Consider the following 15861-nt stretch of genomic DNA (forward strand, 5'->3'; position numbering starts at 1 on the left):
TTTATTTTTCTAACGTTATAAAATGAATACTGTTTTCGTCTTCAGGATCTAAGGATGGTGATTGGGTTGTGGTTTTATTTTGTATCCACACAAATACCAATGGCAATAGGATCAATACACTGAAGGAAGACGCAATTAGCCCACCAATTACAGCTCTTCCTAATGGAGCGACCTGATCACCGCCTTCGCCGTGTCCGATAGCCATTGGAAGCATACCTGCAATCATAGCCAGTGTGGTCATAATGATAGGACGAATACGCAATGCAGCCGCGTGAACAGCCGAACTAAGGGCATCACCATTTTCTAAACGGAGCGACTCAGCATTACTAATCAGCAAAACGGCATTCGCAATAGAAACTCCGACAGACATAATAATTCCCATGTAAGATTGTAAATTCAAGGTAGAACCCGTTAGTTTCATTAAAATCAATGAACCCAGAATTACAAAAGGAACAGTGGTCAGAATCACTAAGGACACTTTAAACGATTGGAAATTTGCCGTCAGCATTAAGAAAATGACAATAACTGCAATCAGTAAACCTGTTGCCAGACTATTCATGGTTTCTTCGAGTACCGGGACCATTCCGGATACCTGAATATTGACTCCTTTAGGTAATTCACCGAGCGAATCGATAGCAGCCTGTACGTCTTTCTGTGCTTTTCCTAAATCGGTATTATGAATGTTTGCCGTTACCGGTGTGTACCCCATGGTTCCCAGATTATAACTTTCACCCAATACTTTTGTGGGAGTAATTGTCGCCACATCACCCAGAACAGGTCGGTCTGAGTTTTTTCCTAACGGAACATTCATCAACTCATCTTTGCTGTTTAAAATGTTTTGTGGTGTTTGTACCTGTACATCGTAGGCAATTCCCATCATTCCGCCAACCCACATGTTTTTACTGGTATAACGTGAAGAGGCCGTTATAGGAACCAAAGAGCGAGCGATATCCTGTGCGTCGATACCCAGTTGAGCCGCTCTTATTCGGTCGATATTGATTTCGTATGCCGGATAGTTTAAGGATTGTGGAATTTGCTGATCTCTTAGATAGTCAATTTCTTTTAGCTTGGCCAAAAGTTTATTGGCATACATCACATTCATTTTTTTCATCATTCCCGAAAAGCGAACCTCAATCGGAGTATTGGTTCCCTGACTCAGAATCTTTTCCGTAAGTTCGATAGGCTCGAAAGAGAAATGCAGTTCGGGCATCTTTTCCTTCATGTCCTTGCGGATGATTTCTTTCAGCTCATTGGTATTTCCGTGAAAATCTTTCAGTGCTATTTGCATTAAGGCTTCATGCGGACCTGCATTGTACAAATAAATTGGACTCACTGCAAAAGAGGAGGGATGCTGACCAATAAATACCGACGATATGGCAATATGATCTTTACCAATAATCGTTTCCAGTTCGCCTAAAACCTGCTTTATTTTTAGTTCTGTTTTTTCGATACGGGTACCTTCCGGAGCTTTAATACGTACCTGAAACTGACTTGAATTTACAGTCGGCAATACGTCTTTACCGGTATTGCTGTACATTAAAAACGCACCTGCGGCAACCAGAATAAAGCTTATAATTAAAATTGGTTTACGTTTACTCATTATCGATTCTAAAAACTGTACAAAACGATTTTTGAATCCGTCGAATTTATCTTCGGTATGCGCATGGTTTTCTTTGTCCTTCATTAACCAGTTGGCCATTACGGGCACAAATGTTTGTGACAGAATAAAAGACAGCAACATAGAAAAACCAATAGCCAGAGCCAAAGGCATAAACAATGAACCAGGTATACCAGTCATCATGAAGGCAGGTGCAAAAACCGCAAGAATACAAAGGAGAATTAGTAGTTTAGGAAATGCAATTTCACGACAGGCATCTAAAATGGCTTTGGCTTTCGTTTTGCCCATGGCTAAATGCTGGTGGATATTTTCGATTGTAACGGTACTCTCATCCACTAAAATCCCAATAGCCAATGCCAGTCCGGATAAAGACATGATGTTGATACTTTGTCCAAACAATTTAAGGAACAATACTCCCGAAATAATAGAGATCGGAATGGTGAGCACTACGATTAGGGCTGCTCTTCGGTCACGTAAAAATAAAAGCACCATTAACCCCGTTAACATCGCTCCCAAAACACCTTCTGTAATTAAACTTTTGACAGCATTGATTACATAAACAGACTGATCGAATTCGTATGAAATTGCAACATCATCCGGTAGATTATTCTGAATGGCAGGAATCGCTTTTTTAAGATTCTTTACCACATCCCAGGTAGAAGCATTACCCGATTTTGCAATGTTAATGTATACTGATCTCGTACCATTAATAAGGGCGTAACCGGTAGTAATATCGGCACCGTCTTTTACGGTTGCTACATCACGGATGTAGACGTTGTCGACCCCGTTTTTAAAAATTGGAATGTTGCCGAAATCGGCTACCTCTTTAATAGTATTGTTTGTGGGCGTCAGATAGTTGATATCATTCACATAAATGTTACCTGAAGGCGATGTAATGTTATTTCGGCTAATCGATTCCACAATCTGCTCCGGCGTTAACTGATGCGTTCGCAGTTTATTCGGATCGATGTTGATTTCGATGGTTCTCGGACTTCCTCCAAATGGGGGAGCTGTCGTTAAACCCGGTATTTTAATTAGGAACGGACGTGCCGTAAAGTTGGCGATATCCTGTAGCTCATTGTTGGTTTTGGTTTTACTTTTAAAGACCAGCTGACCAACAGGCTGAGAGGACGCATCAAAACGTATGATAAACGGAGGTGGAGCTCCCGGTGGTAAAAATACCTGCGAACGATTCGAAAGCGCATTGATTTCGGCAATAGCCTGCCCCATATCGGTACCTTCATAAAAATTAATTTTCATTAAGGTAAGTCCTTGAGTATTTTTGGTTTCAATGCTTTCAATACCGCTCGTAAACAGCATCATATTGACATACATTTTGGTAAAATAACCTTCCATTTGCTGAGGGGTATAACCATTAAAGGAATGGGCAATGTATACCACAGGAAGATTCATATCAGGTAAGATGTCGACCTTTATTTCTTTTGAAGCTTTAATCCCGAAGAATAAAAGCCCCAGCACCATCACCATAATAGAGATGGGCTTGCGCAAGGCAAAACGTATTAAATTCATAATTTCGGGTTTAGTGTATCGCGTTGAGTAAAATGTTCAGATTGCCTGTGGCAGCAGCTTTAATCCATAAGGCCTGCCAAATGTTGTTTTGGGCAATTTCGTAGTCTATTTCTGCACGGTTAAGGGTGTAGAAAGATTGTGTTAAATCAACAATGGTAGTAAGTCCATTATCATACAAAGCAGTGTGTTGACGATAAGCGTCCGTAGCAGCGATTACCTGTGTTTTGGTTTCTTCAAAATTTTCAAGGGCATTTTTCAGTTTGTCATTCGCAAGTTTTTGCTGAGTAATCAATTCCTGATTCATGTATTCATATTCGTTTTGAAGCGATTGGGTGATAAATTTTTGCTCGCGCTTTTTAGAAGACTGACGGTAGATATTGGTTAGATTCCAACTTAAATTGATTCCAACAATATAATTGCTGCGATCGATTCCAACACCATCGGCATATGATTTCGAGAAAGCAGTATTGTCCTGTACATAATTCCAGTCAAAACCCGAACCGCGTCCCTGCAGGACTCCAAAAGCAGATAGGTTTGGTAAAGCCAGTGCAGACTGTAATTTTTCCTGCTGTTCACTTCTCAGAATATCACTTTTTCGCCATTCCAGTATAGGATGTTGACTTGTTTCTGTTACAGCTTCCGAAAGAATAGCGGGTGTTTTAGTAGTAAACACGCTATCGAGTTGATACACCTGATATTCTTCACCCAACATTACCGCAAGTGATTTAGAATGATCCAGTTCCATATCGTAGGCCTTTATCACAGCCGATTTAGCATTGGCCACTTCAGCTTTTGCCAAAGAATAATCGACCTCCGGAATTAGACCGCTCTCTGCACGGCTTTTGGTTGTAGTTTCAACCACCTGAGCGCGCTCGAGATTTTTGTCCTGCACAAATTTAATGCGCTGAGCAGCAAGTAAGTTCAGATACGCAGCACCTACTTTTATCTGATGTTGAAATTTTACCTGTTCCAGATCTTTTTGGGCTACATTTTCGTCGGCTTTGGCAATGGCTACTTGCGTTTTAATTTTACCAAAAGTGAAAAGGTTCCAGTTGATATTAGCCAGGTACAAGGATCCAAAAGTGGCATTCCAGTTTTGGTCCTGTAGGGGCATTGAGGTTGCAGCACTACCCAGCCCGCCATAACTGTACAAAGGACCGTTTTGCGCATTGATCGTACCATAACTTTGTTGCGCCATTAAGGTGAAGTCAGGTAGGTACTGGCTTTTTTGATAGTTAGTGTTCTCTTTTGAAGCGTTAACGATGGCTTCTTTGGCTTTTATTTTTTCAAAATTTTGAATAGAGCGTTCAAGAGCATTGGGGAATGTTACCGTTTGTGCCCAGAGATTTCCGGAAACCATACAGAACATAGCCAACGCAAAATATTGCATTTTCATAGTATGTATTTAAAATTAAACAATAGAAATCGCATAGCATCTTTAAATGCTACAGTTCGATCAATTGTCTAAAATCAAATACGGTAAACGCAGTAGAAAATATAAAGGGGATTATTCCGAATAGGAATAAAGGGGAAGAAAGAATATTCCGTTTTCTTTTCCTTAGAGGAATAAGAGCTGAAAATAGTTTCGTAAAAATGAAAAGGAACTGCAATTCCAAAGAATTTAGGAACTAAGTCACCGGGAGCAGTTTGCTGTACCTTTTCAGTAGCTTTATGAAACTGTGCTTTATGTTTACAACAGTCTTTACTTTTTTGTTGTTTTTTCGCGACACATTTTGGACAAACTTTACCAACCGGAATATCACCAAACAGATTGGTTTCCTGTGGTACACCTTTGCAAAAATGAGTTATCGTGGTAAAGCCTGACGACAGTACCAGATAAAAAACAGAAAGAAGTAGTAGAAGTGCTTTTCTCATAATCAATTGCAAAGGTGGCCTTATTTTGTTACATACCTGTTGCAAAATTTTGAATGAAATTTGTAAAATTTATAAATCTTCCCTTGATTTTTTTTTAGGCTAATTGCTTAAGAGTTTTCACCACTCAAGATGTTTTTTATTCTTTAAACTCCAGTATATCCCCCGGCTGGCAATCCAGTACTTTACAAATGGCTTCTAAGGTGCTGAATCTTATGGCTTTTGCTTTTCCGGTTTTCAATATCGAAAGATTGGATAAGGTTAGGTCTACTTTTTCGGAAAGTTCATTCAATGACATTTTTCGTTTTGCCATCATCACATCAAGGTTTACAATGATTGCCATATTTTATATTGTTAATTCGTTTTCTTCTTGTAATTCGATTCCTTTTTTGAAAATATAAGCAACAACAAGCAATATTACCCCCATAAATAGCCAGACATCTGCACCGGCAATTTGCAATTGTTGAATGTCCTGCAGCTTAAGACCGCTATCGGACAAAACCTTTACCAATTCTATTCCCCAGGAAGAAAAGAAACCAATACCAAAGGATAAATAAGCCAGTGTAAGTATAAAATTTCTGAACAGGTTATTGAAGGGTGCCGAAATGTTGAGGTTCTTGTTCATGAAAACTTTTATAATGCAATAAAACAATATCGCTTTTAAGAGAGCAACAATAATGATAACACTGCTAAGGGTGATGTATCGGCTCTGATTAAACTGATACACTTCGGTTAAATCAATCGATCTCCAAAATTTGGCGGCATCAGCAGGATCGAGAGCTAATGTAGCAATTGTTTTGGTAAGTATTCCTCCGGCTTCGATACATAATCCAACAAAAATAATCCACGAAAGCACGTGTAATACTTTCAGAATGGTTGTGGTACTAATTTTAATTTCCATGGTGCTAAGTTTAAAAATTTCAATGCTAAAATAATAAATATTTATTTATAAACAATAAATTAATATTGAGAAATAATTAATTCTAAGAGAAATATTTCTAAAGAGTAATCAAATCAATGCTTTTAGAATAAAAAAAATCCCCAACTATTTTACGGTTGAGGATACTGTATTTATAAAAAAAAATTTCTAACAATGTTTGCTTTATTTCATCTGCCGGATTGTTTCTGTTTTATACCGAAAATTAATAGCCACAAACAAATTCCAATTTCTCCAAATGTGGCAGGCATGCTGATGTATTTAGAAACCCCAAGAGTTGAATAATCTGCAATTAAAGTGTTACCTGAAAAATTGATCAGATACCCAAAGCATCCCATCATCAGTAAAATGCCGAAAAATTTGGGCAAAAAACGGGACTTGTAAACCAGATAACCAAAAGGAAATAGCCAAAGTCCTGAAAAGATATGCACTATTCGCATGCCGTTATCGTATTGATTGAGATTTAGCATCAGCTGTAATTGAACTTGCTCCAATGATAAACCAAGACTGTTATCTGTTAGTAGAGAAAGCACATTAAATTGATTTTGAGCATTCAAAAAATAAATAGGTACGCTTAGAATAGCTAATAGTGCCATCACTTTTGCCCAACCATTGTCGACAGGTTCGAATAGTTTGTAAAGTTGCAGTACTAAGAAAAGGAAGAAAAGATAGCAGGATAATCCGGCTACAATTCCAAGTCTGAAAAGCGATTCTGATGCCTTGATGTTATGGTATGTTGCAGCTAAGTTATCCCATACAATCAATTTTGAAGGAACATAGGCTAAACTAAATATTCCGGTCAGGACTACTGCTAAATAGAGTAAACCTGCAATTCGGGCTGTTTTTTGGTTTGTCGTCATTTTGGTTTTGGGTTTAAAATAAGACGACAATTAATTGATTCTGTTACAATTGGTATTAATTAATGATCGACATAGAGACTTTATTTCATCGCAATAAAAAATTGATTCATGTACTTTCAGTTTGTATTTTTGCCCTTATGAATGATAATTTTACAAACGAATATTTTGGCATAGGGATACAAAATGGTAAAACGCCTGAGAATTTGGGTGTACTGTGGCGATCAGCTCAAAATTTGGGCGCTACTTTTATATTTACTATCGGCAATCGATATGCCAAACAAGCCTGTGATACCCACGATGCGGTAAAAGCAATCCCGTATTTTCATTACGATACTTTCGAAGCATTTCTTGAAAACTTACCTAAAGGAGCGCGTTTAGTGGGTGTTGAACTAAACGAAAATGCTTCCGACTTAGAGACCTACGAACATCCGAGACGCTGTGTTTATTTATTAGGCGCAGAAGATCATGGACTGTCAAAAAAAGTAATGGAGAAATGCCATCATTTAGTAAAATTTAAATCGGTGAAGAGTTTAAATGTTGCAGTGGCAGGAACCATCATTATGTACGACAGAAATTTACCGAAACCACGATCTTAAATCGCAAATAGCTTGTTTTACGACACGATTCTTCAGTTTGATTTACTAAAAGACAAAGGTTATCTTTAGCAGTTTAAAACGTTATCCTCTTTAAAATAAATAAAGAATGAGAATACTAAAACCAGTTGTTATTGTGTTTTTTTTGACCCTTTTAAGCAATGCTTACAGTCAAAAAGCAAATAGAGAAAAAGGGATTCAAATCATTCCGAAACCAAAACAATTGGTTCTTAAACAAGGTAATTTTCAGTTTTCTGCAGCGACTAAATTTGTGGTAAGTGATGACGCTCAAAAAGAAATCGCTACGGTTTTAATAAACAAATTAGGAAGTGCAGCAGGATTCCGTCCTGAAATTTCAAATGAAAATCCCAAAAGTAATTACGTTCAGTTTAAAGTCGATGCAACTTTAAAGAATGAGGCTTACTTGTTGGAGGTTAATAAAGAAAACATCACGATTACGGCAAAAGGGAATGCAGGTTTTATTTATGGATTAGAAAGCATCCGACAATTACTACCCGAAAGTATTGAAAGTAAAAGCAGAATTAAAGCGGTTAAATGGGAGATTCCAACTCTTACCATTACGGATGAACCTCGTTTTCAATGGAGAGGATTGATGCTGGACTTATCGCGTCATTTTTTTGATAAAAACTATATACTCGAGACTATCGACCGATTGGTAATGCTCAAAATGAATGTCCTGCATTTGCATTTGGTTGACGATCAGGGTTGGAGAATCGAAATTAAAAAATACCCAAAACTGACCGAAGTGGGTTCGTGGAGAGTCGATCAGGAAAATGCACCCTGGAATGCAAGACAGCTAACTAATTCGGACGAAAAAGGAACGTATGGCGGCTTTCTGACTCAGGAAGAGCTAAAGGAAATTGTAAAATATGCCGCCGCAAAAAATATAGAAATCATTCCCGAAATCGAAATGCCGGCACACGTGAGTTCTGCCATTGCTGCTTATCCTGAATTGGCTTGTTTCAATCAGAGAATCGGAGTTCCATCAGGTGGATTATGGCCTATTACGGATATTTATTGTGCCGGGAAAGAAACTACTTTTGAGTTTTTGCAAAATGTAATAGAGGAGGTTATTGAAATTTTCCCTTCAAAATACATTCACATTGGCGGTGATGAAGCTACCAAAACCAATTGGGAGAAATGTCCGAATTGCCAGAAGCGAATGAAAGACAATGGATTGAAAGACGCTCACGAACTGCAAAGTTATTTTGTAAAAAGAATGGAGCAATACATCAATTCTAAAGGCAAAAAGATAATTGGTTGGGACGAAATACTTGAAGGCGGTTTAGCTCCCGAGGCTACTGTAATGAGCTGGAGAGGAACAATAGGAGGGACCGAAGCCGCAAAACAAGGTCATGACGTCATCATGTCGCCCGAATCACCTTGTTATTTTAATTTTTATCAGGGACCTCAAAACGAAGAGCCTCTGGCATTTGATGCCTTTAATCCTTTAAATAAAGTGTACGCGTTTGACCCTGTTGTCGATAGCATGACTCCACAAGAAGCCAGTCATGTTTTAGGTGGCCAAGCCAATTTATGGGCAGAATACATCACCAATCCAAAAGCTTCTGAGTATATGATCTTTCCGAGATTGGCCGCCTTGTCTGAAGTGTTGTGGAGTACAAAAGAAAACCGCAATTGGAATAATTTTACGTCCAGATTGCCTTCTTTGTTGCAACGCTACGATTATTTAGGGATTAATTATGCCAAAAGCGCTTATTTGGTTACTTCTACAGCTTCGGCTGATTTAAATAATAAAGTAATTAATGTTGCCCTTAAAAATGAATTCCCAAATTCCGACATTCGTTATGTTTTAGGAGATAAAAACATAGACGATAAGACCATAAAATATGTAAATCCTATTCCGGTTCACCAAACTACAGTTCTAAAAGCGTCTTTGTTTCAGGATAATAAACCGGCTGGAAGAGTATATACCGATACGATTGTATTCCATAAAGCAGTAGGGCATAAGGTCAATTATGCAACACCTTATAATGACAGTTACAAAGGTGACGGACCTCTCGGAATGGTCAATACCATCAGAGGGTCTAAAAACTTTCATGACGGTCAATGGCAGGCATGGTTGATCAAGGACATGGAAATTGTGATCGATCTTGAAAAAGAACAAAACATCGAAAAAGTAGCCGTTGGAACTTTAGAAAGTCAGGGCGCCGGAATTTATTTTCCAATACAAGTAACTGTTTTAGTATCTAAGGACGGAACGAATTACAAAGAAGCCGGAAAGATACTACGCCCGTTTGCTGTGAATGTGAATTCGGAGCTGAAAGACTTTAAATTCAATTTTGAAAAACAAGAGGTTAGGTTTGTAAAAGTAATCGCTACGAATTTAAAAAAGAGCCCAACAGGTTCAAGTTCGTGGTTGTTTGTAGACGAAATTGTGGTGGATTAAACCATTTTTTCTATTGAACTACAGAATAATTATAGCATTAAGTTAAAGAAAGCAATCGTTAAGCTTCAGTCTAAAATCTCTGCTTTTTGAAGTCTCTCGACTTTGTATAGTAGAGTGGTGGCGATTGTTATTTAATTTCTTTTAATTCAGCCGTAACTTTTGTAATTCTGATCGCTATGGCCAGTGCAAAAAGATACGGTGAGATAAACAATAACATCCAACTAAAGGTCCCTCTCCTGGATTGCTCTTTAGCCGCCGATATTTCATTGGATTCTTCCACTATTTGATCTACTATCCAGTTTGATAAGTCATGATTTCTTTTTATATATCCATCATCATCAGAGATATTGGCAAAGGCATTATTGTGCTTTCTGGAAAGAGAATCAACATAAGCAAACTCTTCTTCAACCAGTATTTTGTCTCGATAATTCTGAGACATTTTTAAAAGACTGTCATAAATTTTTCCTGCCTGAATAAATCTTTTCGCTTGTTTTTGATCGTTAAATTCCTCATAGTCAAAGCCATTTTTGTTTAAGAAATAGTCTCTCTGATTTTCTAGCCTTTCCATATATTCGGTATATACAAATTCCAGTGATTTTTTATGCCAGGGAGTAAGTGCGGTAAAGTATTCTTTATTTAAAGAAAAAGTGGCACCAAATATTCCAATTACTCCTAAAGAAACCCAGGCATAATCAACTTTTTTCCAAAATCGCTTTCCTTGAGGAGAATATTTGATGAATACAAAATGGAAAGTAAATAGTGCAATTAGTAAAGTTAGAAATGGTGCGTAATAGTTCATAGTTTGGTTAAAAAGTTTTATTATAAATTTACCAGTTCAAAATCCTTGGTATAGCCTTTAAAAATTTCCTTAGAAGCAATATCTATACCGTAGAGATACCTATAATTTGGAATAATTTTTTGATTTGGGACATTTAGAGACTGACGCAAAACAGGACTTACTTGTGTAGCATATCGCTGTAATTGTATGACTCTACCAGTGTTGTGTTTTAAAAAATTTCCTATGGCGAATGGTGCTTGATTCATCGTATAAAATAGTTAATTACGTTATAAAGTACTTTTTTATATTCACTTATTATGGATTATTGGATAGTCTGTTTAACTAAACTCATAATGTACTCGAGGTTATGAGTATCACTTACGATAATCTCGTAATCTCCGTTCCCCCAATGGCCTTTTTCAGAAACGTCTTTCATCAAACCTTTAGAATCGTCTAGTTCTCCCTTTTTCAGATTAATGAAAATTTTGATTCCTTTTTTTAGAATAACCATATCCGCTATATTTTTATTCTTTTTAAAAGCGATGTACAGCTTTTTAGGAACAATTTCAATGTCATCGGTTAAGTTTAAAATGGCATTTTTAAAATTTTCATACAATTCTTTGATTTCTTCCGATGCACCATTGAGATGATCTTCTTCCGTATAAACTTTAATTTCATCGGTAACCGATTTAATAACGGTACTTTGTTTAGTTAGAGGTTTTATACTCTCGGCCGATTTGGTTTTCTTGATCGGATTAATGCTAATCAAATCATTCTCATAGCGTTTCACTTCCCATAATTCTATAGCAATATCTTTAAAATTGGTAGCCAAACGCTGGTTTTCGGTAAAACCAGGAGACACAAAAGCAACCCGGGTTTGCGACCAGTCTATTGAAGTGCTGTGAATGGCTTTTTTTAAGGTTTCGTTATAAGTTAAAACAAAATCGGCCTTGTTTTCCAGCATCAGACTTAAATAAGTAAAGCCCTGATCGACAACACTTATGTTTTTATCTCTTTTGTACTCAATAATAACAAAAGCTTTCGATTGTGGGTCATATCCTAACGTATCAATGCGTTTCCCTTTGATTACAAATTCTGATTTGACCATTTCTAAACCCATAAACTCAAAAAGATTGGCTTCAAACAACGTTTGAATTTCTTTTTCCAGTTTAAAAGGTTTTTCTTTTAATACGCTAAGACTATTGGTGCTTTTAGTGTGATAAAGATTCATATTACGTTTTTAATATTTTCCAATTATTGGTTTTAATTCTCTAGCCAGTTCCATTTCCAGAATCGTTATCAAATCACCCATTTCTTCATTAAACACCATATAGTTAAGCGTAAGATTTCCAAATACCTCAGGATTGTACCAATGAAACAATTGCATGCCAGCAGTGTTTGGATTTTTAGAATATCCTAAATGAGTTACCAATCTTAAATGAAATCCTTCTTTTACTTTTCCAACATACAATGTTTTAGAATTTGCATCGAAGTAGGTTTTATAGGATGCAGTACTTCTGGGCTGTCCGGAGTTTCTAAATGCTGTATATTTTTCCCTTAAATGTTTGGCATTACTAATAGTGTCGTCAATTGAAAACCAATAAAGAATTGGTCTTTTTTTAAATTTTTTTAAATCGCTAAAGATATGCTGTTGTTCCGCACAACGTGTAACATTTGATTCTTTACAATACATTTTATTAAAAACAGTAGAACTAATTATAAGGGGTTGATTTTCGTGAAATGCATCAGAGTTCCTTTCGGCAACTTCGGCTATTTTTTTGAAAATCGAATTTATTTTTTGCTTCATCTTAAGTTATTAACCTGTTTTTAATTTCTGTAAACAAATATATTTTTACTATAAATTATAGGGATTATTTGATAGAATATGTTGGTGTAAGAGCAATAAGGTGTCCCCGTACCATTTATGGGAAGCACGAGACCTGTCTTTATCTTTTCGGTTAATTTTGCCTAGAGGCGATTCCAGAAAAAAAGTAGCATAAGCTTTTATATGAGTGGTAAAATACTTCCTTTCCTCATCGATATCTCTACAAGAAGTTATCACAACCTCTGTATCTGGATTTTTTTTCAGTTTCTCTATTAAATCATCCATACAATTCTCATTGTCTGTTGCGGAGTGAATGATAATCTTTCTTCCATGTCGATTAATGACAATAGAAAAATCGTTGTATTTTCCTTCGGCATTTATTAAAAAAGAAGGTAATGATTTTCCATTTATATCCGCTGTAAGACCAATGGTAAGCCATTCGGCTATTTTATTAATAGCTGTAGTTTTACCTGTTTGCGGAGCACCTGAAATGACTAAAAATTTCATAAGTAGTGTTTTATATTTTATAATTTGTTTTATTTCTAAGCCATCATACCCTTAACAAAAACCTCTACATACTCCTTCATTTTAGTAATAATTCGATCACCTATTGTGCGGGCTTGTAAAATGCTTGGTCTATTGTCTAAACATTGAAATACTTCATCTTTTATAGGTTCCCGACCGCTGTAGAGGTAAGTGTCAATTAAAGCTTTGAATTGTGCTTTATCAAGATGCTCTTCTTCACAGAGCTTGCCCAATGCTAAAACTTTTTGATCTTGCCAGAATTTTTCAAATTCATCTCCAATTGAATCTCCATCTTTTACGCGTGGCATATTTTCATCAATAAATTTCTGAATTAATTCCCTTTTGCTTCTTAATTGAATGTCACCACCCATCAAGTCAATTATTACTTTTCTTTGGGCAGTTGCTGCATCATTCGTTTTAGCATTTTTTAATTGTGCTAGTAATTTTAAGATGTAAGCGACATTGATTTGATCTCTGTGAATTAATTCCAATTCAAAATCAATATCATCCAATATAGAAGTTTTTTGTTTCTGATTGTCTTGTTTTACCTTTTCGTATAAATCAAGATATTTACTTTTATAATCTTCAAATTCCTGTTCGTCAATTGGTAAATCATCCCAGTCAAAATCAGTGTAAGATTGCAATATGTTCATTGCCCGCATTAATTTTCTGAAAGCTTGGACAAATTGCGCCTCATCTTCTTCGCTTTCTAAATTATCTACACTTTGATAAGTTGGGGTTATTTCTCTTAATGCTTTTAATGCTTCATCAAACTTTTCTGCTACTTTTTCGTAATCGGGCATTGTTATCACTTCAATTGCCTCTTTGTTTGAAAACAAAGTAATAGCATCGTCGGTCGCTTTTTTGAGATTTCTAAAAGCCAAAATATTTCCTTGAGACTTCTGTTCTCCTAAAATCCTGTTTGTTCGTGAGTAAGCTTGAATTAAACCATGTTGCTTCAGGTTTTTATCTACATAAAGTGTATTCACTTTTTTGGCGTCAAATCCGGTTAACATCATATTGACAACAATTACAATATCCAGACGATCTTGCTCATTGTTGAAATTTTCTTTTTCACGATTTTTCAATCGTTTGCTGATGTTTTGAAAATACTTTTCAAATGATGAACTGTCTTTGTTGGTAAAACTGGTGCCAAAGATAACATTATAATGTCCAATGTATTTTTCGAGTTTATCTCTCGAGTGACTAGACTCATACAGAGTTGCGGGTTCCGCTGCCATATCAAGATCATGATCCGGAATATAATCCTGTGCTTCATCTGAATCTTCATTAGTGCCATAGGTAAAAATAGTTGCGATACGCAAATCATGTTCTCCAGCCTCTTTTTTTTGCTGAAAAAGATCATAATACTGAATCACATTATCGATACTACTTACAGCCAGAAGGGCAGAGTAATCTCTGTTAAACGTTTTTTGATTGTGATAAGCAATAATATAATCAACAATTTTATTGATTCTCTTTTTAGAGTCCAGTACTTCTTGTCTATCAATATCTTCGACTTCGATATCGATAAAAGAATTGCTTTTGTTTTTATATTTCCCGACATACTCAATTCCAAATCGCAAAACGTTTTGATCCCGAATAGCATCGGTAATCACATATTTGTGCAGGCAATTGCCAAATAAATCTTTGGTGGTACGTTTTCCTAAATCATTTTTAGAAGCGTTTTCAGCAAATATAGGTGTTCCTGTAAAACCGATTAATTGACTTTTGTCAAAGAATTTTGTGATGCGTTCGTGAGTTTCTCCAAATTGAGAACGGTGGCATTCATCAAAGATAAAAACGATTTTCTTATGTCGTAAAGGCTCAATAGCTCCTTTGAAGCGTTCTGAAACTGCATTGTTTAATTTCTGAATGGTAGTTAAAACAAGCTTCGTATTATCCGTTAATTGTTTAATCAGGGATTGTGTATTATCGGTAACATCAACACTGTCTTTTTTGAAAGCATTGAACTCATTCATGGTCTGGTAATCCAGATCTTTTCTGTCCACTACAAAAACGACTTTGTATACCTCTGGAAGTTCCATTACAATTTGGCTTGCTTTAAAGGAGGTCAACGTTTTACCAGAACCCGTAGTATGCCAAATGTACGCATTGTCGTTAGAGTTTTTGACTTGGTGAATGATTGCTTCTGTGGCAAAAAACTGATACGGTCGCAATATCATCATTACCTTATGCGTCTCGTTTATCACGATGTAATGAGATATCATTTTGCCCAAATGATCACGGTTTAAAAAACTGGCAGTAAATGCAGTTAAGTCGGTGATGTTTTTATTGTTGGCATCTGCCCAATAGAACGTTTGTTTGACTGATTGTAATTTGTTGTTGGCTAAATATTTGGTATTAACACCATTGCTTATTACAAAGATCTGTATGTATTGAAACAAACCATGATTGCTCCAAAAGGAATGCATTTGGTAGCGATTGATTTGATTGAACGCTTCTTTGATTTCAATTCCGGAACGTTTCAATTCAATTTGCACCAAGGGTAAACCGTTTACCAATAGCGTTACATCAAAGCGGTTTTTGTAACTTCCTTCCAGACTTATCTGATTGCTAACCTGATATAAATTCTGTCGACTATCCTCCGTATTAAAAAAACGAACATAAAAAGAAGTACCGTCTTCTTTATCTAGTTGAAAACGATCCCGAAGTGTTTTGGCTTTTTCAAAAACATTACCTTTTGCCAGGTGATTCAAAATGGCATCAAACTCTTTGACTGTAAAAGTGGTTTGGTTAAAAATCTCGAGTTGGCTTTTTAGGTTAGCAACCAAAGATTCTCCATCTTGTATTTTTACAGATGTAAAACCTAAACCAACCAATTGCTTGATTAAGTTATTTTCTAATGCGGCTTCAGATTGATGACTCATT

General features: G+C 36.3%; 14 protein-coding genes. 2 read left to right on the forward strand and 12 right to left on the reverse strand.

Translation table 11 applies throughout. The features are described from left to right. Position 1 precedes the first annotated feature (1 nt). From C245_RS0111760 to C245_RS0111785, 6 genes are all read right to left on the reverse strand, one after another. A complete protein-coding gene (locus tag C245_RS0111760) occupies positions 2–3148 on the reverse strand; it encodes an efflux RND transporter permease subunit (protein WP_026110025.1) in 3147 nt (1048 codons plus the stop codon). 10 nt (positions 3149–3158) lie between these two features. Beyond that, positions 3159–4544 (reverse strand): TolC family protein, encoded by a 1386-nt coding sequence (locus C245_RS0111765; RefSeq protein ID WP_026110026.1) that lies wholly within the window; start codon positions 4542–4544, stop codon positions 3159–3161. Between the two features lie 74 nt (positions 4545–4618). Beyond that, entirely contained in the window at positions 4619–5023 is a 405-nt protein-coding gene (locus tag C245_RS0111770) for a hypothetical protein (protein WP_017496796.1), read from the reverse strand. A gap of 136 nt (positions 5024–5159) precedes the next feature. After that, positions 5160–5363: a helix-turn-helix transcriptional regulator gene (locus C245_RS0111775; RefSeq protein WP_017496797.1), complete on the reverse strand. Its 204-nt coding sequence runs from the start codon at positions 5361–5363 to the stop codon at positions 5160–5162. Positions 5364–5366: 3 nt separating this feature from the next. Then, positions 5367–5921 carry a DUF2975 domain-containing protein gene (locus C245_RS0111780; protein WP_017496798.1) on the reverse strand — a complete coding sequence of 185 codons (555 nt, stop codon included), beginning with the start codon at positions 5919–5921 and terminating at the stop codon, positions 5367–5369. 206 nt (positions 5922–6127) lie between these two features. Then, on the reverse strand, positions 6128–6817 hold the full coding sequence (locus C245_RS0111785; RefSeq protein ID WP_017496799.1) for a DUF4386 domain-containing protein: 690 nt from the start codon (positions 6815–6817) through the stop codon (positions 6128–6130). Between the two features lie 137 nt (positions 6818–6954). On the opposite strand from C245_RS0111785, the gene C245_RS0111790 reads away from it, so the two are divergent. Further along, positions 6955–7413, forward strand: a complete 459-nt coding sequence (locus C245_RS0111790; protein ID WP_017496800.1) for an RNA methyltransferase — start codon at positions 6955–6957, stop codon at positions 7411–7413. 106 nt (positions 7414–7519) lie between these two features. Continuing rightward, positions 7520–9841 (forward strand): family 20 glycosylhydrolase, encoded by a 2322-nt coding sequence (locus C245_RS0111795; RefSeq protein ID WP_017496801.1) that lies wholly within the window; start codon positions 7520–7522, stop codon positions 9839–9841. A gap of 127 nt (positions 9842–9968) precedes the next feature. Here C245_RS0111795 and C245_RS0111800 read toward each other — a convergent pair whose 3' ends face one another. The 6 genes from C245_RS0111800 to C245_RS0111825 are packed head-to-tail and all read right to left on the reverse strand — an operon-like array spanning position 9969 to position 15860. Then, positions 9969–10640, reverse strand: coding sequence for a hypothetical protein (locus C245_RS0111800; RefSeq protein ID WP_017496802.1), 672 nt, complete (start codon positions 10638–10640; stop codon positions 9969–9971). 20 nt (positions 10641–10660) lie between these two features. Further along, on the reverse strand, positions 10661–10885 hold the full coding sequence (locus C245_RS0111805) for a hypothetical protein (protein WP_017496803.1): 225 nt from the start codon (positions 10883–10885) through the stop codon (positions 10661–10663). Positions 10886–10941: 56 nt separating this feature from the next. Further along, positions 10942–11850 (reverse strand): DUF5655 domain-containing protein, encoded by a 909-nt coding sequence (locus C245_RS0111810; RefSeq protein ID WP_017496804.1) that lies wholly within the window; start codon positions 11848–11850, stop codon positions 10942–10944. 9 nt (positions 11851–11859) lie between these two features. Next, positions 11860–12426, reverse strand: coding sequence for a hypothetical protein (locus C245_RS23695; RefSeq protein WP_017496805.1), 567 nt, complete (start codon positions 12424–12426; stop codon positions 11860–11862). A gap of 48 nt (positions 12427–12474) precedes the next feature. Beyond that, positions 12475–12951 (reverse strand): hypothetical protein, encoded by a 477-nt coding sequence (locus tag C245_RS0111820; RefSeq protein ID WP_017496806.1) that lies wholly within the window; start codon positions 12949–12951, stop codon positions 12475–12477. A gap of 35 nt (positions 12952–12986) precedes the next feature. Further along, positions 12987–15860, reverse strand: coding sequence for a type I restriction endonuclease subunit R (locus C245_RS0111825; protein WP_017496807.1), 2874 nt, complete (start codon positions 15858–15860; stop codon positions 12987–12989). Between the last annotated feature and the right edge of the window lies 1 nt (position 15861).

This window comes from Flavobacterium sp. WG21 (genome assembly GCF_000335775.1).
GTDB classification, from domain to species: Bacteria; Bacteroidota; Bacteroidia; order Flavobacteriales; family Flavobacteriaceae; genus Flavobacterium; species Flavobacterium tructae.

What these genes read in the sequence shown, in the direction of transcription:
- C245_RS0111760 (WP_026110025.1), bottom strand. Translation starts at nt 3,148, where the DNA reads ATGAATTTAATACGTTTTGCCTTGCGCAAGCCCATCTCTATTATGGTG.
- C245_RS0111765 (WP_026110026.1), bottom strand. Translation starts at nt 4,544, where the DNA reads ATGAAAATGCAATATTTTGCGTTGGCTATGTTCTGTATGGTTTCCGGA.
- C245_RS0111770 (WP_017496796.1), bottom strand. Translation starts at nt 5,023, where the DNA reads ATGAGAAAAGCACTTCTACTACTTCTTTCTGTTTTTTATCTGGTACTG.
- C245_RS0111775 (WP_017496797.1), bottom strand. Translation starts at nt 5,363, where the DNA reads ATGGCAATCATTGTAAACCTTGATGTGATGATGGCAAAACGAAAAATG.
- C245_RS0111780 (WP_017496798.1), bottom strand. Translation starts at nt 5,921, where the DNA reads ATGGAAATTAAAATTAGTACCACAACCATTCTGAAAGTATTACACGTG.
- C245_RS0111785 (WP_017496799.1), bottom strand. Translation starts at nt 6,817, where the DNA reads ATGACGACAAACCAAAAAACAGCCCGAATTGCAGGTTTACTCTATTTA.
- C245_RS0111790 (WP_017496800.1), top strand. Translation starts at nt 6,955, where the DNA reads ATGAATGATAATTTTACAAACGAATATTTTGGCATAGGGATACAAAAT.
- C245_RS0111795 (WP_017496801.1), top strand. Translation starts at nt 7,520, where the DNA reads ATGAGAATACTAAAACCAGTTGTTATTGTGTTTTTTTTGACCCTTTTA.
- C245_RS0111800 (WP_017496802.1), bottom strand. Translation starts at nt 10,640, where the DNA reads ATGAACTATTACGCACCATTTCTAACTTTACTAATTGCACTATTTACT.
- C245_RS0111805 (WP_017496803.1), bottom strand. Translation starts at nt 10,885, where the DNA reads ATGAATCAAGCACCATTCGCCATAGGAAATTTTTTAAAACACAACACT.
- C245_RS0111810 (WP_017496804.1), bottom strand. Translation starts at nt 11,850, where the DNA reads ATGAATCTTTATCACACTAAAAGCACCAATAGTCTTAGCGTATTAAAA.
- C245_RS23695 (WP_017496805.1), bottom strand. Translation starts at nt 12,426, where the DNA reads ATGAAGCAAAAAATAAATTCGATTTTCAAAAAAATAGCCGAAGTTGCC.
- C245_RS0111820 (WP_017496806.1), bottom strand. Translation starts at nt 12,951, where the DNA reads ATGAAATTTTTAGTCATTTCAGGTGCTCCGCAAACAGGTAAAACTACA.
- C245_RS0111825 (WP_017496807.1), bottom strand. Translation starts at nt 15,860, where the DNA reads ATGAGTCATCAATCTGAAGCCGCATTAGAAAATAACTTAATCAAGCAA.